We start from the raw sequence: 22,751 nt of genomic DNA on the forward strand, positions 1-22,751 counted from the left end.
GGCGGTCGCGAACCGCCCCACCGCAGAGCTCAGGTGTGCTGCCTGCACAGCGCGCGCAACGCCTCGTGGTCGACTTTTCCGCTGGCGGAGAAAGGGAAATCCTGCACCGGGAAGAGCGAGGCGGGCACCAGGTAGTCCGGTAACTGCTCGGCGAGCGCTTGGCGCAGGACTGCTGGTTCGCCGCCTTCCTCGCCGGGTGCGCGGGTGTAGCAGGCGACCAGGTACGGGCCGGTGACCGGGTGGTGCTCCACCAGCACGACTGCCCTGCTCACCGGGGGCAGCGCCGTCAGCGCCGCCGCCACCTCTCCGGGCTCCACACGGTGGCCGCGGATCTTGACCTGGTCGTCGGTCCGGCCGATGAACAAGATCCGGCCGTCGGCCTCCAGCACGGCCAGGTCGCTGGTCCGGTAGAGCCGGCCGCCGCCGAACGGATCGGGCACGAACGAACCGGCGGTCGCTGCTGGTTTACCGTGGTAGCCACGGGAGACCGCGTCACCGCCGATGAAGATCTCGCCGATCGCGCCCACCTGCACCGGCCGCATCGCGGAGTCGAGCACGTGCAGTGTGGACCGGTGCATGGGTGCGCCCAGCGGCAGCGCGGTGGTGTCCGCGCCGCTCACCGGCTGGGCGGCCGACCAGATCGTCGTCTCGGTCGGGCCGTAGACCTGCACCAGCAGACAGCTCGGCGCGCACGCCGCGATCTCGCGCACCGCGCGCGGGCTCGTCACTTGCCCGCCGAACAGCAGGACGCGCATGCCGTCCGCGAAGTCCGGTTCACAGCTGGCAAGGTGTTCGAGCAGCGCTCCGGTTACGTACATCACGGTGACGCCGCGAGAGCGCAGCTCCCGCTGCACCAGGCCGGGGGTGAGCAGCGCCTCGTTGGGCACCACGGCCAGCCGCGCCCCGCGCGCCAGCGCTGTCCAGCACTCGAAGGTCGAGGCGTCGAACGCCGGGCTGGCCGCCATCGCGACGACGTCGCCGGGTCCGATCCCCGTATGCTCGGCGTTCGCCACGAACCAGGACAACGCGCCGTGCGGCACCACGACGCCCTTCGGCCGCCCGGTGGAACCCGAGGTGTAGACGGTGTAGGCGGCGCTGAGCGGGTGGGGAGCGGACGGCCGCCACCCGGCGGCCGGTCCGGCGTGCGGCAGATGATCGCCGACGGGGAGCACGCGCGTTCCCGGCGGCGCGGGGAACGCGCGTGCCAGGTGCGGGGCCACCAGCACGGTGGACGCCCCGGTGTCGGCGAGCACCAGCCGCGTCCTGGCGGCGGGCGCGGCTGGGTCGAGCGGCACGTACTGTGCCCCCGACCGCAGCACGGCCAGCTCCGCGACGACGAGGTCGGCGCTCTTCTCGAAACACGTGGCGATCGCCGTTTCCGGCCCGGCACCCGAGCGGGCGAGCACCGCGGCGAGCCGGTCGGCCCGGTCGCCGAGTTCCGCCCGGCTGAGCACGGTCTCCCCGTCGATGACGGCGGGCGCGCCCGGATCGGCCAGCGCCCAGTCCGCGATCAGTTCCGGTGTCGTGGTGGACACCCGGCACCCGGCCGCCGTCTCGCCGATTCCCGGCGTTGCGGTCACGAGTCGCGCCCGGCGCTTTCCATGTGCAGCCGGAGACTGCGCGGCCGCATGTCGGTCCAGACCTGTTCGACGTGCGCGAGACAGTCCTCTTTGGACGCCTCTTCGCCGACCCTGCTCCAGCCGACGGGCACCTCGCGGGCAGCGGGCCACACCGAGTACTGCTCCTCCTCGTTGATCACCACGGTGAACTGCTCACTCATCGTTTCCTCCTGTCTCTGCACACCACTCCAGCACCGCCATGGCGGCCGTCATCTTGTGGTAGGACTGCCGCCACACGTGGCTGTCCGGGCCGTCGAGCACCTCGGCGGTGACCTCGTCCCCGCGCACCGCGGGCAGGTCGTGCAGGAAGACCGTGTCGCGGTGCCGGACCCTGGTGAACATGTCCGCGGTGACGGTCAGCGGCTCGAACTTCGCGCGCCACCCGGCGCTTTCCTTGGCTACGCCCATTGTCTGCCACCGGCTCGTGTATACCGCGTCGGCCTTGCCGTCCGCGTCGTCGACCCGGTGGCATTGGGTGATCCGGCCGTCGGCCGCGTACTCGGCCACCTCGGCGACGAGCCGTTCCGGCAGCGCGTGCCCTGCCGGGGTCACGAAGGTGGCGCGCAGGCCAGGTGTCCGCGCCGCGGCGAGTGCGAGCGCCGCCGCCGTGCTGTTGCCCTCGCCGAGGTAGAGCAGGTGCCTGCCGTCTAGCTCGCCGAAGATCTCGCCGAGCGTGGCGAGATCGGCGATGGCCTGGGTGGGGTGCTCGTCGCGGGTCAGAGCGTTCACCACGCCCAGCATCCCGTTCGAGGCCAGCGCGGTCAGCTCGCCGGGCTGGTCGTCGGTCCTGGCCACCAGCAGGTCGATGTACTCGGCGAGCACGCGGCCGGTGTCCTCCAGCGTCTCGCCGGTGGTCAGCTGCAGGTCCTGGGGGCCGTAGGCGATCACGTCGGCACCGAGCCTGGTCGCCGCGCGCCAGAACGAGGTCCTGGTGCGGGTGGAGGATTTTCGGAAGTAGAGCGCGATCGCGAGGCCCGACAACGTGCGCGGGACCTCGTCGGCGCGTCCTAGCTCGACAGCCCGGCTGACGAGCCCGGTGACTTCTCCGGACGAAAGGCTGGAGAGCGAGATCAGGCTTCGCATCCGGAACTCCGTTCGTTCGTGGTGGTGCGGGGGCTTCGGCGGCCGTGCAGTATCAGGTCGACCAGTTCCAGCGCGCGGTCCACATCGGACTCGCTGACGCCGAGGTGGGTGACCGCGCGTAGCCTGCCGTGGCCCAGCTCAGCGATCGACAGCCCGTGTTCGGCCGCGCTCGCGCAGAACCGCTGCCACGGCCACGCCGGGTCTGTGATCCGGAACATCACGATGTTCGTCGTCACCGCGGCCGGGTCGACGTCGACGTCTTCGATGCAGGCCAGCCCCTCGGCGAGCCGACGGGCGTTCGCGTGGTCTTCGACGAGCCGGTCGCGCCCGGCCAGCGCCACCAGCCCGGCGGCCGCGAGCACACCCGCCTGGCGCATGCCGCCGCCGAGCATCTTGCGGACGCGGCGCACCCGTCCGATGAACTCGGCGGTGCCCGCGACCATCGAGCCGACCGGCGCTCCGAGTCCCTTGGAGAGGCAGAACTGGACCGAGTCGACGTCGCGGCACAGGTCGGCGGCGGGACGGCCGACGGCGACCGCCGCATTGAACAGGCGGGCACCGTCGAGGTGCAGGCCCACTTGCCGGTCCGTGGCGAATCGGCGTACCCGGGCGACGTAGCCCTCGGGGAGCACGACACCGCCGCAGCGGTTCTGCGTGTTCTCCAAGCAGATCAAGGACGGCAACGCGAACTGGGGATCATCCGGGTCGTCGGGGAACCCAGCGGCGAGGTCGTCCAGCGCGATCGTGCCGTTGTCCTGGTTGGGCAACGGCTCGTAGCCCACTCCGCCGCACGCCGAGGCGCCCGCCGCTTCGTAGACGTGGATGTCGCTTTCGGCACCCACGAGCACTTTCGAGCCGCGTGCGGAGTGCGCCATGATCGACGCCAGGTTGGCCATGGTGCCGCTGGGCATGAAGCACGCGGCCGCCTTGCCGGTCAGCTCCGCCGACAGCTCCTCCAACTCGGCGACTGTCGGATCCTCGCCGTAGACGTCGTCACCGAGCTTGGCGCCGGTCATCGCTGCCAGCATTCGCGGTGTCGGCAGGGTGAAGGTGTCGCTTCGCAGCTCGATCACGAGGCCACCTCGTCGACCACCACGGTGCAGTGCGCCATGGCTGCGTCCAGCGCGGCGGCCACGCCTTCGGCGGTGCTCGCCCGCGCGATGAGATAGCCGAGCCTGTCGTACGCGTCTTCGGCCGGGCGGACTTCCGCGCCGGCGCGCGCGGTCACCACGACCTGTTCGACACCGGGTACGGCGAGGGCTTCGTCGACTCCATCGACAGTACGCAACAAGCCCGGCCGGTCCGCGCGGAGGAACTGGATGCCTGCGGTGCCGGACTTCCGCGCGGTCAGGTCGGGTTCGACCCCCATCGCCGCGTTCAGCTGCAGGTCGAGCAGACTTAGGCCGGTGGCGAGCCGGATGGCCTCGGGGATCATGCCGCCCGCCGCACGGGGGTTGACCTCTACCAGCACTGGGCCTGCCGCGGTCAGCCGCACCTCGGTGTGGGCGGCACCCGTCTGGAACCCTGCGGCTTTGAGCGCGGTCTTGGCGGCGGTGAACAGTGCGTCCCGGTCGGTGGCCGGTATCGGCGCCGGGAACAGGTGGCGCTCCTCCACGAACCGCGGCTGCGGACCGAGTCGTTTCGCGGTCACCCCGATCAAGTGCGTCCGCCCGGCCCAGGTGAACGTCTCCACGCTGAATTCGGGACCGTCGAGGTACTGCTCCACCAGAGCCAGCCCGGACATCTGCTGGCCGCGGGTGTTCAGCTTCTTTGCGAGCACGGTCTCGACCTGGGCGGTGGCATCTTCGAGGGTCGGGCAGAAGAGCACGTTCGCCGAGCCGGAATCGTCGACCGGCTTGACCACGCACGGCAGCCCGGTGGTGCGCACCGCGGCCGGGGTCTGGGCCGCCGAGCCGATCGCGGCGAACCGTGCCCCAGGTGCGCCCGTGCGCTCCAGCAGCGCGCGCAGTGCCGCTTTGTCCCGCAAGGTCGCGACGGCCGACGGCGGATTGCCCGGCAGGCCGAGCCAGCCGGTCAGTTCGGCGACCGTCGCGACGAAGAACTCGCTCGTGGTGGTGATTCCAGCCAGTTCCTCGCGCCGGAAGCCCAGCTGCACGGCCTCGCGCAGCGCCGGGAGCGAAAGTGTGTCGCACTCCAGCACATCCGCTCCGGTGTCTTCCAGCCCGTGGTAGCGAGCCGGCGCGGAGGTCACGAGCACCGGGCGCAATCCCGCGTCGCGGGCCGTTCCGAGCGCCATCATGCCCGAGCCGGTGGTGTTGGATTCCACGAACAGCAACGTCCGGCCGCTCGGTTCGGGCACTTTCACCACCGCGCGCGACCACCGCTGCACGGGAGTGCCGTAGTCGACCGGCTCCGGTGTCTCGGCGAGCGGCAGCGCGGCCAGGTCGTGCAAGGCCCAGTGCTCGTCGCTGTAGACGGTGCTCGTGTAACGGTCGCCGCGGTCGGGCATGATCCCGACGATGCGCTGCCCCGGTGCGGCGCGGGCCGCCACGTCGGTGAGCACGCGGTAGACCGAGCCAGAGGTGTTGCCCGCGAAGATCTGCTGTTCCGCCGCGAGTGCCCTGGTCGCCGCGAACGCCTCGTGGTCGTTGAGCCAGTGGATCTCGTCGAGCACGCGTCGGTCGAGGTTGTTCGGGTGCAGGCTGTTGCCGAGGCCGCTCTGCAACCGCTGGGGTTCGTCGGGCTGATCGAACAGCATGCTGCCGACGCAGTCGACGCCGACGACGTGCAGATTGGGCAGTTCGTGGCGCAACGCGCGCGCGGTGCCGGTGAGCGATCCGCCGGAGCCGACCGAACCCACCAGCACGTCGACCGACGGCAGATCGGCACGCAGCTCGGCGGCCAGCTGCCGATATGCGGCGGGGTTGTCGGGATTGCTGTACTGGCGGGGCCAGTACGCGCCGGGCAGCTCGCGCAGCAGGGTCTCGAGCCGTTCGAGACGGGCGCTTTGCCAACCGTGCGAGGTCATCGCCGACACCACGTCGACCTCGCAGCCGAGCGCGCGCAGTTTCGCGAGCGTGGTCGGGTCGATGCGCGGATCGGTGACGATGTGCACCGGGTGTCCGAGCGCGCGGCCGACTAGCGCGACGCCGAGCGCCATCGTGCCGGACGAACTCTCCACCACTGGGGCGCCGCGACGTAGCACACCGACGCGTCTGGCTTCCAGCAACGTGTTGCGGGCCACCCGGTCTTTCATCGCGAACGGGTTCTGCAGCTCGAGTTTCGCGTACACCTCGACACCCGGTGGCGCGTCTACCCGCAGGCGGACCAGCGGGGTGCCGCCGATGACGTCGAGCATGGACTCATGGCGCACTCGGGGGCTCCTCGGCGTGCGGGGACAGGGACAGCAACCGGTCCGTCTCGGCGAACGCCAGCCGGACCACCGTCTCGCGCTCACGCACCAGCTCCGCGAGCCGCCGGTGCTCGGCGGCCTGTGCGGACAGGGTCGCGGCCACTTCGGCGGGATGCGCGGAGCCGGACGATGAAAGCCTGTGCAGCGCCCGATCGGCGTCGAAGGCGTCCGCCAGCATCCCGGCTGGATCGGTGGCTGTGAACCCTTCGGCGGCCAGCACCGAGAGCAGGAGTCCGGGGTCGGCTTCACCGGGTGGCAGGCTCCGCTCCAGCGCGGCCTTGATGTACCGGCCGGCCAGCACCTGCGCGGTGCGCCACGGCACGTCCGCGGTCAGTGCGAGCGCGTTGGCGAGCGCGAAACCACCCAGGTATTCGGCCTCGCATGCGGCCCGCATCCGATCGGCCCGGAAGACCAGCCCGGCGAGCACCGCGCGCAGCAGCCGCACCACGGACTCCAGGGTGTCGAAGCCGTCGTGCAAGTGTCGACTGGCCTCTTTGGACACTTCGACCAGATTGGTGAACGGGGTGTTGCGCTGGCCGAGCAGGAGGTCGACGTGGTACCCGCTCAGGTGTGCGGTGCGTCCCCTGATCCGTTCCAGCACCGGGAAGTTCTTCTTCTGCGGCATAGCCGACGACGTGCCGGACAGCGCGTCGGGCAGATCGATGAACTCGTGGCGGCCGCTGCTCCAGGCGAGCAGGTCGGTGGCGAACCTGCTCAGGGTGACCCCGATCAGGCTCAGCTCCGCGGTCGCTTCCAGCGCCCAGCCGCGCGACGCGACCGCCACCAGCGCCGACGGCTGTGGGCGGGCGAACCCGAGCAGCGAGGCCAGGCGATCGCGGTCCCACGGCAATTCCTGACCGGACAGAGCTCCGGCGCCGAGCGGGCAGGCGTCGATGAGGTCGTGGGTGGCGGTGAGTCTGCGCACGTGGTGCAGCAGTTGCTCGCCCAGCGCCGCGAGATAGAACCCGGGGGTGATCACCTGCGCCGCCTGGTGGTGGGTGAACCCGAGCATCGGCAGCTCGGTCGTCTGCCCGCCGACCTCACGCGCCTCCTCGGCGAGCAGGAGTAGTTCGCCCGCCGCGCCGAGGGTTCGGCGGCGTGCCGCGATCAGCTGTGCGGTGGCCTGCAGGTCGTTGCGGCTCCGGTCGACATGCCAGCGCGCCGCCGGTTCCGGCACCCTCTGCGCCACGTGGCGCTCGATGGCGAAGGCGATGTCAGAGAGGTTCCCGGCGGGGTCGGCGACGAGCGTCTCCTCAGTCACCGAGTCCAATGCCTCCGCGTGAGCGACGACCTGCTTCGCGTCCATCAGGCCCATCCGGAGGTACTCAGCGAGCAAGGCCTTCTCGGTCGCGACGTAGCCGGGCAGGAGGGTGCGCAGCTCGTAGCGGAACTGGGGAGCGAGCACCTCTTCGTGCACCAGCGCGGCGGGCGTCGGGTCGATCCGGCCGCTGAGTTCCTGCCCGCTCATCGCCACCCTGCCAGTTCGCGCTCTGCGCCGGGGCGCGGCAGTACCTTCACCGGCAGCGCGGTGAAGCCCGCGATGAAGGTCGAGGCCAGATGCCGCACCTCGCCTGCGATCTCGAATCGGGCCGCCACCCTGGCAAGCTCGCGGAAGAACTCGTTCAGCGCCAGGCGGGTCAGCGGCGCGCCTAGGCAGTAGTGCCTGCCGAACCCGAACGCGATGTGGTTGTTGGGACCGCGGGTGACGTCGAAGCGGTGCGGGTCGGCGAACACCCGATCGTCGCGGTTGGCCGAGCCGATCCAACCGACCACCGCCTCCCCTTCGGCGATCGCGAACCCGTCGATGTCGGTGGCCTTCGTGCTGTGCCGCAGCGCGTGTGTCGCCGGTGCAGACCAGCGCAAGATCTCCGAAACTGTCGAATTCACTGACTCGTCACCGAGGGTGATCCGGTCGTACTCGCCGGGGTGCGCGGCGAAGGCAGCGATGGCGGTCGCGGTGGTGTGCGGGGTGGTCGCGGTGGCACCGAGCAAAATGTTGTAGCAGTTGTAGATGATCTCGTCGAACCGCACACCGCTGTCCCGCAGCGGCATGCGGGCGATCTCGCCGATCAGGTCGTCCCTGTCCCGCGCGGTGACCGCATGATCGGCGAAGTAGGCGAATAGCTCGTGGTGGACGGACCCAAGTTCGCCGTCTTCGGCACCGTAGTGCGGGTCCTCCGGGGAGACCGCGCTCGCGGTGAGCCGGATCAGCTCCGGCCAGTCCGCTCGCGGCAGGCCCATCAGCTCACCCGCGAGCATCAACGGGAAGTCGGCGACGGCCGTGCTGACGTCCCAGGTACCGTCCTCGGCGATCCGCCCGATCAGTGAGCGTGCCATCTTCCGCACGGCGGGCACGTGGTGCTCGATCCCCTTGCGGGACAAGACCTTCGCCAGCGGATCGCGCAGCGCGGTGTGGATCGGCGGATCGCTGGCGACCATCATCAGATCCGCCGCCGGGTCGTGGCTGTCGAGCATCGTGAGCATATTGCCGCGCCGCGACGTGTAGGTCTCATGGTCGCCGAGCAACCGCTTGACCGCGTCGTGGCGGGTGAGGGAGACGTAGTGGCGCCCGTCTGCCAGGAAATGCCTGTGCACCGGCGCTTCTGACCGCATCGCGTGCCAAACCGCGTGTGGCTCGCCGTCGGCGAACAACCGGGGGTCGGTCAGGTCCACGTCGCGCCAGCCGGGGTGCGGACCGGCGAACTCGGTCCTCATCGGAGGGTTCCGTCGCGCTCCCGCCGGAGCCTCGTCACCTCGGCGGCGAGTCCAGCCACGGTCGGGTTCAGGTAGAACGCGCGCGCTTTCACCAGCACGCCGAATTCCTGCAGCATCTCGCCGGTGATCCGGGTCGCGGTCAGCGAATGCCCGCCTAGTTCGAAGAAGTCGTCGTCGGCGCCGATCGGCTCGACGCCGACGATGTCCCGCCACAGCAGGGCGATCGCCGTCTCCAACGGGCCGGAGGGCGCGACGAAGCCGGCGCTCACGGCTCGAGCCTTGGCCCGGTGCGCGCCGAGCTGATGCCGATCGACCTTGCCGTTCCCCTTGAGGGGCAAGCGCTCCAGCCAGACGTACGAGGAAGGGACCATGCCCCGCGGTAGTTCCGACTCGAGTGCTCGGCGCAAAGGCAGTGAGGACAACGGGTTGGGACCCTCGTAGAACGCGGCGAGCCGACGGTCGCCGGGGCCGTGGTCCTGGACCACCACGGCGGCCGCCGTGACCCCGGGCAGCCGGCACAGTCGGGCCTCGACCTCCTCGGGTTCGACGCGCACGCCGTTGACCTTCAGCTGCCCATCGGCGCGTCCGACGAACTCGAGCACGCCGCCGCCGGCGTGCCGGACGAGGTCTCCGGTCTCGTAGATGCGCGCGCCGGGCTCGGCCGTGAACGGGTCCGGGCGGAACCGTTGCGCGGTCAGCCCCGGCAGGTTCAGATAACCGTGCGCCACACCGAGCCCGGCCACGTACAGCGTGCCGACTTCGCCGTCGGGCACCGGGTCGAAGTTCTCGTCGAGCACGTGGGCACGTCCGCCGCGGATGGGCGAGCCGATCGGTACGCTCACGTCGAGCGAGTCCCTGATCGGGTACGTCGTGGTGAAGGTCGTGTTCTCCGTCGGGCCGTACGCCGCGCTGAGCGAGCCTGGCGGCAGCTGCGCGGCCGCGCGCTGGATCAGCGCGGGGGAGAGCACTTCGCCGCCGGTGAGGAAGTGCCGGACTGACGGCAGGTCGAGCAGATCAGCCTCGGCGGCCTGGTGGAACATGCCGGTCGTCATGAACACGTGTGTGGTGCCGGCCCGAGCCAGGAACGCGACCACCTCGCGCGGGCCGAGCCGCCCTGGCGGCGCGAGCGCCAGTGTGCCCCCGTTGAGCAGCGGGGTGAAGATCTCGGCGGTCGAGGCGTCGAACGCGACGGGGGAGTGATGCGCCACCACGTCGCCGGGGCCTACCGTCCAGAAATCCGGGTCCACCACCAGCCGCAGCACGCCCCGGTGCGGCACGCACACGCCCTTCGGCCTGCCGGTCGAACCGGAGGTGTAGGCGATGTACGCGAGCTGTTCCGTTGTGCCACAGGGGAAATCGTCCTCGTCATCCGGTTCGGCCGCTGCGATTTCGGAGATCCGGAGCACCGGGCCGACACCGTCCACAGGAGACTCGATGTCGACCAGCAGCGCAGCGACGCCCGCGTCGGCGAGCACCGACTCGACGCGCGGCGGCGGGTCGTGCGGATCGGTGGCGACGTAGGCGGCACCCGCCCTGAGCACGCCGAGCAAGCAGGCGACCAAATCGCACGAACGGTCGCCGAACACCCCGACCCGGTCACCGGGCCGCACCCCCGCCCGCCGCAACGCCCGCGCCGCGCCGGCGGCGGCCAGATCGAGCTGGGCGTAGGTGCGGCTGCCTTCGGATCCCGAGACCGCCGTCGCGGACGGGTAACGGCGCGCCATCTCGGCGAATCGGGTGGTGATCGAGACGTGCTCGGTGGACAGTGCTGGAGCTACGGACACGACGGTGCTGCCCCCCAAGAGTTTACCGCCCCATTTGGATTCGGCCGCGCGGCCGAATCCGCGGGTGCATCGATGATCCTCGACTAACGTAGCAGGCATCTTTCCTGATGTGAATACCTCGCTAATACGGTGGCATCGGGTTTGGATGTGAAGAACAGTTCCACTGGTAATTGAAATAACCGCACGGCCGCTTCCCGAAACTCGCCGAACGTGCTACGACGCGGTTTCGAGTTCGCGGGACAGTTCGGCCGCGGTCGGGCATTCGAACAGGATCCATACGTCCATGTCCGTGCCGAGTTCGGCGTTCACCCGGTTGACCAGCTTGGCCGCGGCCAGCGAGTGGCCCCCGTTTGCGAAGAAGTCGTCGTCTGGGCCGATGGCCGGTTTGGCGAGTGCCTCGGCGAACAGGCGGCACAACGTGGCTTCGAGCGGGCTCCTCGGCTCGGCGGCGGCCGGACCGTCCGCCGCATCCACGGCCTGCAGCGCCAGTGCCCGCCGGTCTGTCTTGCCGCTGGCGTTGAGCGGCAGCTCCGCCCTCGCCACCACGACCGCGGGCACCAGGTGCGTGGGCAGCACGGCGGCCAGCTCTTCGCGGATCCCGTCGGCCGTCCGGCCCGTCACGAAGGCGACGAGCTGTTTGCCCGAGCCGCTGTCGCGGGCGACGACCGCGGCCGCGGTGACATCCGCGAGGAGGCGCAGTGCAGTTTCGATCTCGCCGGGCTCCACCCGGAAGCCGCGGATCTTGACCTGGTCGTCGAGTCTGCCCAGGTAGTCGATCTCCCCGTCCGGGCGCCTGCGGGCCAGATCACCGGTGCGGTACAGCCGGGCGCCGGCCTCGCCGAACGGGTCGGGCGGGAAGCGGTCCGCGGTCAGCCCTGGTTTGCCGTGATAGCCGAACGCCACCTGGACCCCGCCGATGCACAGTTCGCCGACCGCGCCCACCGGCAACCCGCGCAGCCGCCGGTCGACCACGTGCAGGGTGGTGCCCGCGATCTCGCGCCCGATCGGGACCGGGCCGGTGTGCCCCGGCGGGCACCGCCAGTGCGAGACCTCGATGGAGGCCTCGGTGGGGCCGTAGAGGTTGTGCAGTTCGCAGGCCAGCGTGCGGTGGAAGGCACCGGCGGTCGCCGGCGGCAGCGCCTCGCCGCTGCAGAACACCCGGCGCAAGCTCCCGCAGTGTTCGGCCAGGTCGGGTTCGCCGAGGAAGGCGTCCAGCATGGACGGGACGAAGTGGACGACCGTGATGCCGCGGTCGCGGATCATCCGCTTGAGGTACCGCGGATCGCGGTGCCCGCCGGGCTCGGCCAGCACCAGCCTCGCGCCTGCGGTCAGCGGCCAGAAAAGTTCCCATGCGGAGACGTCGAAGGTGAACGGGGTCTTCTGCAGCACCGCATCCGCGCGGGTCAGCGGCAGCGCCGACTGTCGCCACCCGATGGTGTTGAGCACACCGGCATGGCGGTTGACCACGCCCTTCGGTTCTCCGGACGACCCGGAGGTGTAGATCAGGTAGATGGGCGAATGGGGGATCGGTGGCTTCGGCTCGCCCACGTTGCCCGTGCTCACCAGCTCGGCGGGTGTGTGCGCCGGAACGCCGAGGCCCACCAGCTTTTCGCGGTGCTCCTCCTGGCAGAGCACCAGGCCGAGGCCCGCGTCGGCGACGGCGTGCAGCACCCGCTTGGGCGGTGACGCGGGATCGATAGGCACGTAGGCGCGGCCCGCCTTCTGCACCGCGAGCAGGCTGACCACTAGTTCGGCGGAGCGGTCCATGTGCACTCCGACGAACGGCCAGGAGCCCGCGGCCAGCGCGCGGGCCAGCTCGTCCGCCGCGGTGTCGAGCTCGGCGTAGGTCAGCCGGTGGGCGCCGAACTCGACGGCGACCGCGTGCGGTGTCCGGCGCACCTGCGCTTCGATGGCTTCGAGCACCGTCCCGGGCAGGTGGGGCTGCACCGGTTCGACCGCGGGCGCCATATCGGCGTCGGTCCAGAAACGCACCTCGTCGAGCCGGGCCAGCGGATGTTCGGCCAGTTCGGCGAGCAACCCGGGCAGACGGCCGAGCACCAGACCGGACAGCGCACCCGGCAACAGCCCTGGAGCCGGCGCGGCGGCCAGCGACCAGCCGTCGCCGGATCGTTCGACGGTCAGGTTCGACAACGGCTCGTCCGGTGCCGCGTTCCGCCGGGGTGCGGCCAGCAAAGTGCCGAAGTCGGTCACGCTCACGCCTTCGAAGTCGTAGACCTCGGCAGGCAGGTCGGTTCCAAGGGCGACGCGCTCCTGCGCGGTGTGGCGGTGCAGCAGGAGGGCGTAGGCCGCGGAGAAGAGCCCCCGCGGCGACGCGGCTGTCGGCGACAGGGCCGCCGACAGCCGATCAAGCAGCGCTCCCGGCACGACCACGCGGTCCTGGCCCGCCGTCACCTCGCCGGTCGAATTCGTTTTATCGAGAATTCCGCCATTGTGGGTCATCGCGCCCCTCGGACGATTGGGTGTGGAAGCCACGGCATTCTTAGCATAGTCTTCGTCAGGGGCGATGGTCGTGGATTTGGGGGAGGAGATGGTGGTGCCCGCGGTCGACACTGGTCCGCTTTCTTTCGGGCAAGAGCCATTATGGCTGTTCCAATACATGTCGCCGCGCAGCAGCGCCTACAACGTCCCGCTCGCATACCGGCTGAGCGGACCGCTCGACGCTGATCTCCTGCGCGCCGCACTCGCTGCGCTGGTTCGCAGGCACGAGGTGCTCCGCACGGTCTTCCCCAGCGATGACGACGGTGCGTGGCAGCGGGTGCTGCCCGAGGCCGCGCTCGCGGTCCCGGTGTGCGACGTGCCCGACGTGTCTGCCGCGCTGAAGGCCGCCGAAGAGCTGACCGCGCAACCGTTCAACCTCTCCGCCGGGCCGCCGGTGCGCGCGATGCTGGCCAGGGTGTCCGATACGGAGCACGTGTTTGCGCTGGTGCTGCACCACATCGTCGCGGACGGCTGGTCGTTGCGCCTGCTGGCGGCCGAGATTTCGGCCGCCTACCGGGCGCTCGGCGCGGGCGAGGACCCGGAGAGTCACCTGCCGCAGCTGGCGGTCCAGTTTGCCGATTACGCTCAGTGGCAACGGGATTGGCTCACTCCCGAGGAACTCGCCGGACCGCTCGACCACTGGGCACTCGTGCTCGAAGGTGTGCCGTCGCTCGACCTCTCTGATGGCAGGAAACGGCCACGCCGTCCCGGGTTCACCGCGGACCGGGTGCTCACCGCTGTGCCGCCGGAGACGGTGGACGCGGTGCGGACCCGTGTCGCCACGACCGGCCTCTCGCTGTTCTCGATTCTCGCGGCCGCGTTCGCTACCGTGCTGCGCGAGCGCACGGGTTCGGCGGACGTCGCCTTCGGCACCATGCTCGCCGGCCGGGTCGAGCCTGAACTCGAACTGCTCGTCGGGTACTTCGTCAACCTGGTCGTGCTGCGGTGCGACCTCGCCGACGACCCGGTGCCCGACGAGGCGGCGCGCAGGTTCGGTGCGGCCATGCTCGCCGCGATCGACCAGGAGGTCCCGTTCTCCGCGCTGGTGGAAAGGCTTGCGCCACCGCGGAAACCCGGCCGCAACCCGCTCTTCGGCACGACCATGCAGTTGCGCACGGCAGGCAGCGCACCCGGTGCGCTCGACCTGCCGGGCGTCGCGGCCGCCGAGGTCGACCTGCACCCGGGCCAGCACCCGTTCGACCTCACCGTGACGTTCGTGGACACCGGTGCCGGGCTCGACCTGAGCGCCGAATACTCGACCGAGGTGTTCGACCGCGAGTGGGCCACCGAGTTCACCGCGGAGCTGGTCTGGATCCTGCACGAGCAGTCGACGGCTGAAGGAGGTTCGCGTGATTGACCGCGCCGATTCCGTCTACCCGGTGGTGTGGACAGCGGGTCCCGGTACGACGGCCGCCGCGGCTGTGGCGCCCGCGCACACCGCACCGGTGGCCTTCGCCGCGGCGCTGCACGCCTTGCTCGCGCGCTACGGTGGCGAGCCGGTACCGGCGGTCCTGATCCGAGACGTGGGCGCGACGGAGTGGTCTCGCGTCGAGGTCACCGCCGCAGGCCCGTCGCTGGGCGAGCACCGAGCGGCTGTGCGCGTCGCCGGTGTCACCGGCCCGGCGGTCGAGGTGACCTCGGACGAGGCAGTCGTCTTCCGGTTCGAACCCGTGGAAAGTGGTTGGCGCACAACGGTCACGACCGTCGAGGCATCCGACGACCCCGCCGCGCCCGCCAGGCTCGCCGCCCACCTCAACGCGTTCGCCGCGGCTGCGGACGAGGTGCTCGCCGAGGAGGTGGACTACCGCGCGAAGAGCGAACGCGAACTGGTCCACGCCGTGCGCCGAGGCGCCGGATCGGCGGTGGACCCGCTGGTGCTCCACCGCCGCGTGGAACGCGTGGCGGTTGCGATGCCGGACCGGGTGGCCGTGATCCAGGGCGAGCTGGCGCTGACCTACGCGCGATTGGACGGCCTCGCGAACGCCTTGGCCGCCAAGCTGGTGGAAGCGGGTATCGGGCCGGGCAGGCGCGTCGGGATCGCCGCGGCGCGGGGTGCGCTCATGGTCGTGGCGTCGTACGCCGTGCTGAAGGCAGGAGCGGCTTACGTGCCGCTGGATCCATTGGTGCCCAAGGCGAGGCAGGAGGCCGCCCACCGGATCGGACGAGTGGACCTGCTGCTGGTCGAGGCCGGGCATGACGGGCCCGACGGCACCAGGGTGCCGTCGATCGTGCTGGACGCGGTGGAGGAACTGCCGGTCGCTCCGCGCTTCGAACCCGTTCGCGTCACGGGCGAGGATCTTTCGTACGTCATCTTCACCTCGGGTTCAACCGGCGAGCCGAAGGCGGCCTTGCTGCACCACGCTGGACCGTCGACCGTCATCGCCGACATCGCGGACCGGCTCGGACTCACACCGGAAGACCGGTTCCTGACCGTTTCGTCGCCCAGCTTCGACATGACGGTGGTCGACGTGTTCGCCGCGTTGACCACCGGTGCCGCGGTCCTGCTGCCCGACCGGGGACGGGAGAACGACATCGGGCACTGGGCGGAACTCGCGGCGCGGCGACGTGCCACGGTCTGGCACTCCGTGCCCAGCGTGCTCACCCTCTTCCTCAACGCGTGGCGGCCGGGTTCCGCCGCCACCCTGCGCGCCTTCGTGGTCGCCGGTGACTGGATCCCGCTCGACCAGCCGACGGCCGTCCGCCGGATCTTCCCCGGTGCCAGGTTCATCAGCCTCGGTGGAGCGACCGAGGTGTGTGACAGCACGTACTTCGAGGTCGGTGCGGTCGACCCAGCCTGGCGGTCGATTCCCTACGGCAGGCCGATGCGCGGCCAGACCGCTTACGTGCTCGACACCCGTTGGCGACCGGCGGCCGTCGGGCAGGTCGGCGAGCTGTTCATGGGCGGGATCGGCGTGGGGTGGGGCTACCAGGACCGGCCCGCGCTGACCGCCAGCCGATTCGTGCCTGACCCGTTCTCGACCGAGCCGGGCGCCAGGATGTACCGCACCGGCGACCTGGCGCGACTGCGCGCCGACGGCGAACTGGAACTTGTCGGCAGGGTCGACCACCAGCTCAAGGTCGGCGGCGTGCGCGTCGAACCGGGGGAGATCGAGGCCTGCTTGCGTGCGCACCCCGCGGTGTCCGAAGCGGCCGTCGTGCCGTTGCGGGACGCTTCCGGCCGGGCGCAGGCGTTGGCCGCGTATGTGATCGGCTCCGCCGAGCCGGAGGTGCTCCGCGCTCATCTGGCCGGGCAGTTGCCCGCGGCGATCGTGCCTTCGCGCGTGACCGTGCTGGATCGCTTGCCGCTCAACGCGAACGGCAAGATCGACCGCGGGGCACTGGCCCGGCTGGACGGGAGCGCGGCGCGGCCGGTGCCGGTCGCCGACGAATTGGTGGCGGGGGTGGGGCAGGTGTGGCGCGAGGTACTGGGTCTGGACGAGGCGCCCGCCGCGCACGACTCGTTCCTCGCGCTCGGGGGCGGCTCGCTGGCCGCGATCCAGGTGGCGAGCAGGCTGAATCGCCGGTTCGCCATCGACGTCAAGGTCGCCGATCTGATCAGCGCCGACACCGTGGCGCACGTGGCCCAGGTCGTTGCCGCCGCGGGCCGCGGCGGCAGGTCGCGGCCCGCCCTGACCCGCCGCCGCTGACAGGTTCAGCCGAACGAGGCGACCACGGCCTCCCGGTCTACCTTGCCGCTGGGGGAGCGCGGGAGTTCCGGAACGGTGGTGATCGCCTGCGGGAGAAACACCTCGGGCAGGACGCGGGCGAGGTCGGCGCGCACCCGCTCGGGTACGAGCGCGGCGGTGCCCGGTTCGAGCACCACGGCCGCGTGGATTTGCTTGGTGCCGTTCACTTCCCGGACGCCACAGACGGCGTTGCCCACACCGGGCAGCTCCAGCAGTTGGGCCTCGATCTCGAGCAGGTTCACCCGATATCCGCGGATCTTGACCTCCTGGTCGCGCCTGCCGAGGAAGTACACCAGCCCGTCGGTGACGCGCACCAGGTCACCGGTGCGGAACGCCCGGGTGTGCCCCTGGGCGGTCGGGGCGATGGGCACGTATCGCCGAGCGCTCAGTTCCTGCTGGTGCAGATAGCCTTCGGACAGCGGTGCGCCGGCGACCAGCAGTTCACCGACGCCGGGTTCGTCCGGGCCGACCGGGTCCACCAGTACCTCGCAGCCGGGCAACGGGGTGCCGATCGGCGGCAGCGTCGGCCACGAGCCGCTCGCGCCGGTCAGGGTGTGCGCGGTGACCATCGCGGATTCGCTTTGGCCGTAATGGTTGTTGAGCCGACAGGCGGGCAGGCGCTCAAAGAACCGGCGGATGTCCGGTGTGCACAGCAACTGCTCGCCCGCCGCGTTCACCTCGGCGAGCGCGATACCGTCGAGGTCTTCGTCGGAAGCGGCCACGGCGAGCATCTGCAATGCGACGTAGGGCAGGAAGAGTCGTTCGATCTCGTTGTCGCGCAACCAGTCCAGCAGCTCGAACGGGTCCTGCCGCAACCGCTCGGGCACCACGACGAGGGTGCCGCCCCCGCACAGGGTGCCCAGTATCTCCTGGAATGAGACGTCGAAGTTCAGCGGTGCGAACTGGGCCGTGCGCAGATCACGGCGCACGGAGTGGTTCCACTGCCATTCGACCATCACGTCGAGGCACCGGTGGGGGACCGCGACGCCTTTGGGCCAGCCGGTCGAACCGGAGGTGTAGATGATGTAGGTGGTCAGGTCGTCGTCGTGCGCCACGGCACCGACCTGGGTTGCCGAGCCGGTCTCGGGAATCGGCAGCCGGGCGACTTCGGGTGCGAAATTCGGCGCACCGCCTTCGTGCAGCAGCAGTTTCGCCCCGCAGTCGGACAGCATGTGCGCCAGCCGCAGCGCCGGGTACGAGCTGTCGAGTGGTACATAGGAGGCACCGGCCCAGAGCGTGCCCAGCATGGCTGCCACGATCGGCACTCCGCGCGACCCGGTCACCGCCACCGGATCTCGTGGCGTGACACCCGATTCGGCCAGCGCGCCTGCGATCGTCTCGACCCGGTCCAGCAGCGCGCGGTAGGTCACCGAGCCGTGCTCGTCGACGACGGCCACCCGGTCCGGGTGCTCGCGCACCTGGCCGGCGAACGAGCCGAGCAGGCAGGGTGCGTCGATCGCCCCGCCCCACAGTGATTCCATGCCGATTCCTCCGGTCACAGCAGATCGAGCAGGTCGGGGTCGTCGAAGAAGTCGTCGGCGGTGATGATGCCGACGATCATGGCGAAGTAGCGCCGGGTCTGCTCCGGCGAGGAACCGATGGAACGCAACAGGTCCACGTGCGCAGGGGTGATCGACAACCGCGCCAGGTCGAGTGTGGCACGGTAGTTCTCGGCGGTCTCGGTGTCCCGGCGGGCACCGAACCGGGCGGTGGCCGCGTCGGTCGCGGCCGCGTCCGACGGATCCGCCTTCGCCATTTCACCGGCGAGGATGTCCGCTTGAAGGAAGGCGTTGGAGATTCCGGAAGCGGTGATCGTGTCGAGGTGGTGGCCGGCGTCGCCGACCAGCACCCAGCCGGGGCCATGCCCGAGCCGGTAGAAGTTGCGCTGGTCGCCGGTGCCGCGCACGCGACCGGCCAGTTCGGCGTCCGCCAGCAGTTCGTGCAGGTCGGGTGCGTTGGCGCGCACCGAATTCAGGTGCTTGGCCAGTGGATCGCGGCGGATGTCGTCGAACTCCCGCTGCGGGAAATACGTCGACACCAGGGTCAGCCCGTCGTGCGTCGGGATGCGGGCGATCCAGCTGCCCGGACGCTGGTGGAAGCCGAAACCGACGTCCAAGCCCTGCCACGCGGTGTAGTAGACGCAGGTCGCCAGCGGGTCGCTCACCCGCAGCGGCGCGCCTGTCAGTTCGGCGATCCGGGACCGCATCCCGTCCGCCCCGACGACCAGGCACGCCCGGATATCCCGTTCGGTCCCGCCGCACGCCACGCGCACGCCCGTGACCCGGTCGCCGTCGCCGAGCAGTTCGCGCACCGAGGTCCGCTCCGCGACTTCGGCGCCTGCTTCGACGGCGGCTTCGACGAGCAGTCGGTCGAGCACGGCGCGCCGCGGCGCGTACGCGGCGTCGGCTCCGGGCACAGTGGGCGCCGGCGCGCTCAACCGCACCCCGCCCGCGTCGTAGCCGATGGTGTCCAGCGGCGGGCAGCCGGAGGCCACCACCGCGTCCAGCACACCCCACCGGGATAGCAACGCCACCCCCGATTGCCGGATGAACAAGGTCGACATCGTGTCCGAGCCGATCGCGGCGCGGTCCACCAGCAGCACCCGTTTTCCCTGCCTGGCAAACAAAAGGGCGGTGGCGGCACCGGCGCAGCGGGCACCAGCGACGACCACGTCGTAGAGATCGCTCACACCTCGGCCTCGGCGGTCAGGCGCACGGTCACCAGGTCTTCGAGCCGTTCGGCGATGGCGTCGACGGTCGGCTCGGCGTACAGCGAGACCAGGGGCAGATCGACTCCGAGCCGTTGCCGGACGCGTGCGGTGAACTGGGTCGCGATCAGCGAATGCCCGCCCAGTGCGAAGAAGTTGTCGTCCAAACCGATGTCCCGCACGCCGAGCAGGTCACACCACAGGCCCGCCACGAACAGCTCGGCCGAGCTGCTCGGCTGCCGCGCCGCAGGCGGCGACGGCAGCACCTCGGGTACCTCGATCGATCGCCGGTCGATCTTGCCGCTGGTGGTCAGCGGGAACGAGTCCAGTACGACATGCCGCCACGGGACCATGTGCTCCGGCAGCCATTGGCGCGCGTGCGCCAGCACCTCGTCGGTGTCCGGCGGGACACCGGGGTCGGCGGGCGTGGTGAACGCGACAAGGCGTTTCATCAGTCCGGTCCCGTGCACGAGCACGACAGCTTCGTTGATCGACGGGTGCCGCTGCAGGGTCGCCTCAATCTCGCCGAGTTCCACCCGCATGCCGCGGATCTTCACCTGGTGGTCGCTGCGCCCGGCGAACCGCAGTGCGCCGTCCGGGCGGCGCGAGCCCTGGTCCCCGGTGCGGTACAGCCGCCCGCCGGGCCGCCAGGGGTCGGGGATGAACGCGCCCGCCGTGCGCCTGGGGTCGCCGAGATAACCGCGTGCGAGGCCGTCCCCGCCGATGTAAAGGTCGCCCACCACGCCGAGCGGAACCGAGCGGAGGTCGGCGTCGAGCACGTGCACGGTGTTGTTGTCGAACGGCAGGCCCAGGCACACCGGTGCGGTGCCTTCCCTGTCTTCCGGGCCGCACCGGTGCGCGGTCGAATCGATCGAAACCTCGGTGGCGCCCCAGGTGTTGTGGAGCGAACCCGGCAACAGCCGGTGGAACCGCGACACCGTGGCGGGGAAGAGGGCTTCGCCGCTGGAAGTGGTGGCGCGCAACGTTTTCGGCGTGAGATCGGGTGCGTGCTCCAGTTCGTCCAGCATCGCGATGAGCATGGTCGGCACGACTTGCAGGTAGACGGCCCCGTACTGCCGCACGGCGCGCAGGATCGCCAACGGGTCCCGGTGCGCGCCGGGTTCGAGCACGGCGATCCGGCCGCCGTTGGCCAGCGGCCAGAAGATCTCGAGCGCGGAGTCGTCGAAGGTCATGGTCGTCTTGTGCAGCACGGTCTCACCCGGCTGGAGTCGGTGCTCGCGCTGCATCCACACCATGCGGTTGACCCAGCCGCGGTGCGTGCTGGCCACGCCCTTGGGCATTCCGGTCGAACCCGAGGTGTAGTACACCGAGACGAGGGCATCCGGGTGCGGGAGTGGCCAGTGCTCGTCGGGTGCGGCGCCCGGATCGGCCGGGTCGACGGCGCGCACCCCGTCGGGGATCTCTGCCGGATTCCCGCTCTGGACCAGGATGTCCGCGTGAGCGTCGGCGAGCAGTTCCTTGATGCGGGCAGGCGGCGCCGCGTCGTCGAGCGGGAGATACGCGGCACCGGCTTTGAGCACGCCGAGCAGCGCGACGACGAGTTCCGGTGAACGGTCCGCCTGGACGCCGACCACGCGGTCTGGGCCCGCGCCGAGCGCGCGCAGGCGGCGCGCGAGCGCCCCGGCACGTTCGTCGAGTTCGCGATAGGTCAGCGAGCGGTCGCCTTGGACCACGGCGACCGAATCCGGTGAGATCGCGGCGCGGTTTTCGAACATCTGGTGCAGCAACAAGGGTTCTGGGATGGCTTCGGTGGTGTCGTTCCAGCGGGCGACTGCCGCGATCTCGGCGTCGGCTCGCAGTTCCAGTGCCCCCACAAGGGTTTTCGGTGCGGCGGCGACCCTGGCCGCGAGCGCGTCCAGTCCGTCCGCGAGGCGCGCGATGGTCTCTCTGTCGAACAGAGCGTCCGCGTAGGCGATCGTGACCGCGAAGGAGCCATCGGCTTGATGCTCGACTTCGAATTCGAGATCGGTCTCGACGTAACCGGTGTGCACCGACCACCGGTGCGCCGGCCGCCCGGCGAACTCCGGTGCCTGCGGGGCCTCGTGGTGGTAGTTGACGATCACCTGCGCGAGCGGGCTGTGGCTGAGCACGCCTTGCAGGCCCAGTCCGCGGACGACGTCGTCAAACGGCACGTTCTGGTGCCGGTAGGCGCCGACGCACGCCGCTCGCACCTCGTCGAGGTACTCGCTGATCGTCGCGTCCGGCCGGTGCCGGATCCGCAGCACGACCAGGTTCACAAAGAAGCCGACGGCGCGTTCGAGCGCGGGGTCGTTCCGGTTGGCGACGGGTACGCAGATGGGCAGGTCGGGAACACCGGTGTGTCCTTGGATCAGAAGGCCTGCCACGCCGAGCAGCACCATGTACGGCGTCATCCGCCGTTCCCGTGCCAGCCCGGCGAGCGCGGTCGCGGTTTCGGCGGGGATGGTGAACTCGTACAGGCTGCCTTCGAAGCTCTGCTGTGCGGGCCGCGCTCGGTCGATCGGGAGGTTCAGCAGCGGTGGCAGGCCGTCGAGGGTCTTCGCCCAGAAGGCGGCTTCCTTTTCGGCCAAGCCGTTCGCGAGCCGCTCGGCCAGGCGTCCGGCGTGTTCGGCGTAGGACGGCGCGTCCGGGACTGCGGGCTCCTCGCCCGCCACGAGGTTGGTGTAGGCCGCCGCGATGTCTTCGGCCACGATCTGGTTCGACTGCGCGTCGGTGATGATGTGGTGCAGGTTCACCAGCAGCACCGAGCCCGCTGCCGGTGAGCGGAAGAGCCCGATGTCGAACAATCCTGGGCGTTCAAGGTCGAAGGGTTCCGCCGCCGCGGCGCGCACCGCCGCGTCGAGCCCTTCGTCGGTGGTGTCAGTCACCGCCAGAGCGAAGGCGACTTCACCGGCGATCAGCTGCACGGGTTCGTCGTCGCGGAGCGGGAACCCGGTCCGCAGCGCCTCGTGCGCGACGATCACGGCGCGGACCGCGCGCTCCAGCAGCTCCGGGTCGAGCGGGTGTTCTACCCGGTACGCGTAAGGGCTGTTGTAAACCGGCAGTCCGGGCAGCAGCTGGTGAAGGGCCCAGAGTCTACGTTGCTGTGGTGACAATGGACAAGTTCGGTCACGCATTTGCCCCCCGTTATCACGCATTTGGCCCCTATTGTCAGTCGGCACCACGGCTGGCCGCCTTCCGGATGCTAGTACACCTATCGGTGTGCTGGAACCGCCGGAAGCGGTTCAGAACCATTGTCGGGAAAAAGTTGACATGACAGGTGATTACGTGGCAGAACATTGGAGC

General features: G+C 70.4%; 14 protein-coding genes. 2 read left to right on the forward strand and 12 right to left on the reverse strand.

The features are described from left to right. Nucleotides 1–29: 29 nt before the first annotated feature. The 9 genes from ACZ7OI_RS08095 to ACZ7OI_RS08135 all read right to left on the reverse strand — a co-directional run bounded on the left by ACZ7OI_RS08095 (nucleotide 30) and on the right by ACZ7OI_RS08135 (nucleotide 13,034). Nucleotides 30–1,580, reverse strand: a complete 1,551-nt coding sequence (locus ACZ7OI_RS08095) for an amino acid adenylation domain-containing protein (protein ID WP_470263383.1) — start codon at nucleotides 1,578–1,580, stop codon at nucleotides 30–32. Further along, a complete protein-coding gene (locus ACZ7OI_RS08100) occupies nucleotides 1,577–1,780 on the reverse strand; it encodes an MbtH family protein (protein WP_470263384.1) in 204 nt (67 codons plus the stop codon). The genes ACZ7OI_RS08095 and ACZ7OI_RS08100 overlap by 4 nt, the downstream gene beginning before the upstream one ends. Continuing rightward, the gene (locus ACZ7OI_RS08105; RefSeq protein ID WP_470263385.1) at nucleotides 1,773–2,702 is read right to left on the reverse strand and encodes an ornithine carbamoyltransferase; all 930 of its coding nucleotides are present in this window, start codon (nucleotides 2,700–2,702) and stop codon (nucleotides 1,773–1,775) included. The genes ACZ7OI_RS08100 and ACZ7OI_RS08105 overlap by 8 nt, the downstream gene beginning before the upstream one ends. After that, nucleotides 2,690–3,775 carry a GntG family PLP-dependent aldolase gene (locus ACZ7OI_RS08110; protein WP_470263386.1) on the reverse strand — a complete coding sequence of 362 codons (1,086 nt, stop codon included), beginning with the start codon at nucleotides 3,773–3,775 and terminating at the stop codon, nucleotides 2,690–2,692. The genes ACZ7OI_RS08105 and ACZ7OI_RS08110 overlap by 13 nt, the downstream gene beginning before the upstream one ends. Beyond that, a complete protein-coding gene (locus ACZ7OI_RS08115) occupies nucleotides 3,772–6,036 on the reverse strand; it encodes a pyridoxal-phosphate dependent enzyme (RefSeq protein WP_470263387.1) in 2,265 nt (754 codons plus the stop codon). The genes ACZ7OI_RS08110 and ACZ7OI_RS08115 overlap by 4 nt, the downstream gene beginning before the upstream one ends. After that, on the reverse strand, nucleotides 6,026–7,543 hold the full coding sequence (locus tag ACZ7OI_RS08120; RefSeq protein WP_470263388.1) for a lyase family protein: 1,518 nt from the start codon (nucleotides 7,541–7,543) through the stop codon (nucleotides 6,026–6,028). The genes ACZ7OI_RS08115 and ACZ7OI_RS08120 overlap by 11 nt, the downstream gene beginning before the upstream one ends. Beyond that, nucleotides 7,540–8,790, reverse strand: a complete 1,251-nt coding sequence (locus ACZ7OI_RS08125; protein WP_470263389.1) for a cytochrome P450 — start codon at nucleotides 8,788–8,790, stop codon at nucleotides 7,540–7,542. The genes ACZ7OI_RS08120 and ACZ7OI_RS08125 overlap by 4 nt, the downstream gene beginning before the upstream one ends. Beyond that, on the reverse strand, nucleotides 8,787–10,574 hold the full coding sequence (locus tag ACZ7OI_RS08130; protein ID WP_470263390.1) for a non-ribosomal peptide synthetase: 1,788 nt from the start codon (nucleotides 10,572–10,574) through the stop codon (nucleotides 8,787–8,789). Before ACZ7OI_RS08130 ends, ACZ7OI_RS08125 begins: the two co-directional genes overlap by 4 nt. 213 nt (nucleotides 10,575–10,787) lie before the next feature. After that, nucleotides 10,788–13,034, reverse strand: coding sequence for an amino acid adenylation domain-containing protein (locus ACZ7OI_RS08135; protein ID WP_470263391.1), 2,247 nt, complete (start codon nucleotides 13,032–13,034; stop codon nucleotides 10,788–10,790). A gap of 70 nt (nucleotides 13,035–13,104) precedes the next feature. Here ACZ7OI_RS08135 and ACZ7OI_RS08140 point away from each other — a divergent pair, with 70 nt between their 5' ends. Both ACZ7OI_RS08140 and ACZ7OI_RS08145 read left to right on the forward strand, forming a co-directional pair. Continuing rightward, complete coding sequence (locus tag ACZ7OI_RS08140; protein WP_470263392.1) at nucleotides 13,105–14,430, forward strand: condensation domain-containing protein; 1,326 nt, start codon at nucleotides 13,105–13,107, stop codon at nucleotides 14,428–14,430. Then, nucleotides 14,423–16,720, forward strand: a complete 2,298-nt coding sequence (locus ACZ7OI_RS08145; protein WP_470263393.1) for a non-ribosomal peptide synthetase — start codon at nucleotides 14,423–14,425, stop codon at nucleotides 16,718–16,720. Before ACZ7OI_RS08140 ends, ACZ7OI_RS08145 begins: the two co-directional genes overlap by 8 nt. Nucleotides 16,721–16,725: 5 nt before the next feature. Here ACZ7OI_RS08145 and ACZ7OI_RS08150 read toward each other — a convergent pair whose 3' ends face one another. From ACZ7OI_RS08150 to ACZ7OI_RS08160, 3 genes are read right to left on the reverse strand one after another with little or no spacing between them, the layout of a single operon-like run. Further along, on the reverse strand, nucleotides 16,726–18,240 hold the full coding sequence (locus ACZ7OI_RS08150; protein WP_470263394.1) for an AMP-binding protein: 1,515 nt from the start codon (nucleotides 18,238–18,240) through the stop codon (nucleotides 16,726–16,728). A gap of 14 nt (nucleotides 18,241–18,254) precedes the next feature. Beyond that, nucleotides 18,255–19,448, reverse strand: a complete 1,194-nt coding sequence (locus ACZ7OI_RS08155; RefSeq protein ID WP_470263395.1) for an FAD-dependent oxidoreductase — start codon at nucleotides 19,446–19,448, stop codon at nucleotides 18,255–18,257. Then, nucleotides 19,445–22,582 (reverse strand): non-ribosomal peptide synthetase, encoded by a 3,138-nt coding sequence (locus tag ACZ7OI_RS08160; protein WP_470263396.1) that lies wholly within the window; start codon nucleotides 22,580–22,582, stop codon nucleotides 19,445–19,447. Before ACZ7OI_RS08160 ends, ACZ7OI_RS08155 begins: the two co-directional genes overlap by 4 nt. Between the last annotated feature and the right edge of the window lie 169 nt (nucleotides 22,583–22,751).

The sequence above is a fragment of the Amycolatopsis sp. NPDC114503 genome, assembly GCF_055633655.1.

Excerpts from the sequence above, each read along its gene's own strand:
- ACZ7OI_RS08100 (WP_470263384.1), bottom strand. The coding sequence starts at position 1,780 with ATGAGTGAGCAGTTCACCGTGGTGATCAACGAGGAGGAGCAGTACTCG.
- ACZ7OI_RS08105 (WP_470263385.1), bottom strand. The coding sequence starts at position 2,702 with ATGCGAAGCCTGATCTCGCTCTCCAGCCTTTCGTCCGGAGAAGTCACC.
- ACZ7OI_RS08120 (WP_470263388.1), bottom strand. The coding sequence starts at position 7,543 with ATGAGCGGGCAGGAACTCAGCGGCCGGATCGACCCGACGCCCGCCGCG.
- ACZ7OI_RS08125 (WP_470263389.1), bottom strand. The coding sequence starts at position 8,790 with ATGAGGACCGAGTTCGCCGGTCCGCACCCCGGCTGGCGCGACGTGGAC.
- ACZ7OI_RS08135 (WP_470263391.1), bottom strand. The coding sequence starts at position 13,034 with ATGACCCACAATGGCGGAATTCTCGATAAAACGAATTCGACCGGCGAG.
- ACZ7OI_RS08150 (WP_470263394.1), bottom strand. The coding sequence starts at position 18,240 with ATGGAATCACTGTGGGGCGGGGCGATCGACGCACCCTGCCTGCTCGGC.
- ACZ7OI_RS08160 (WP_470263396.1), bottom strand. The coding sequence starts at position 22,582 with ATGCGTGACCGAACTTGTCCATTGTCACCACAGCAACGTAGACTCTGG.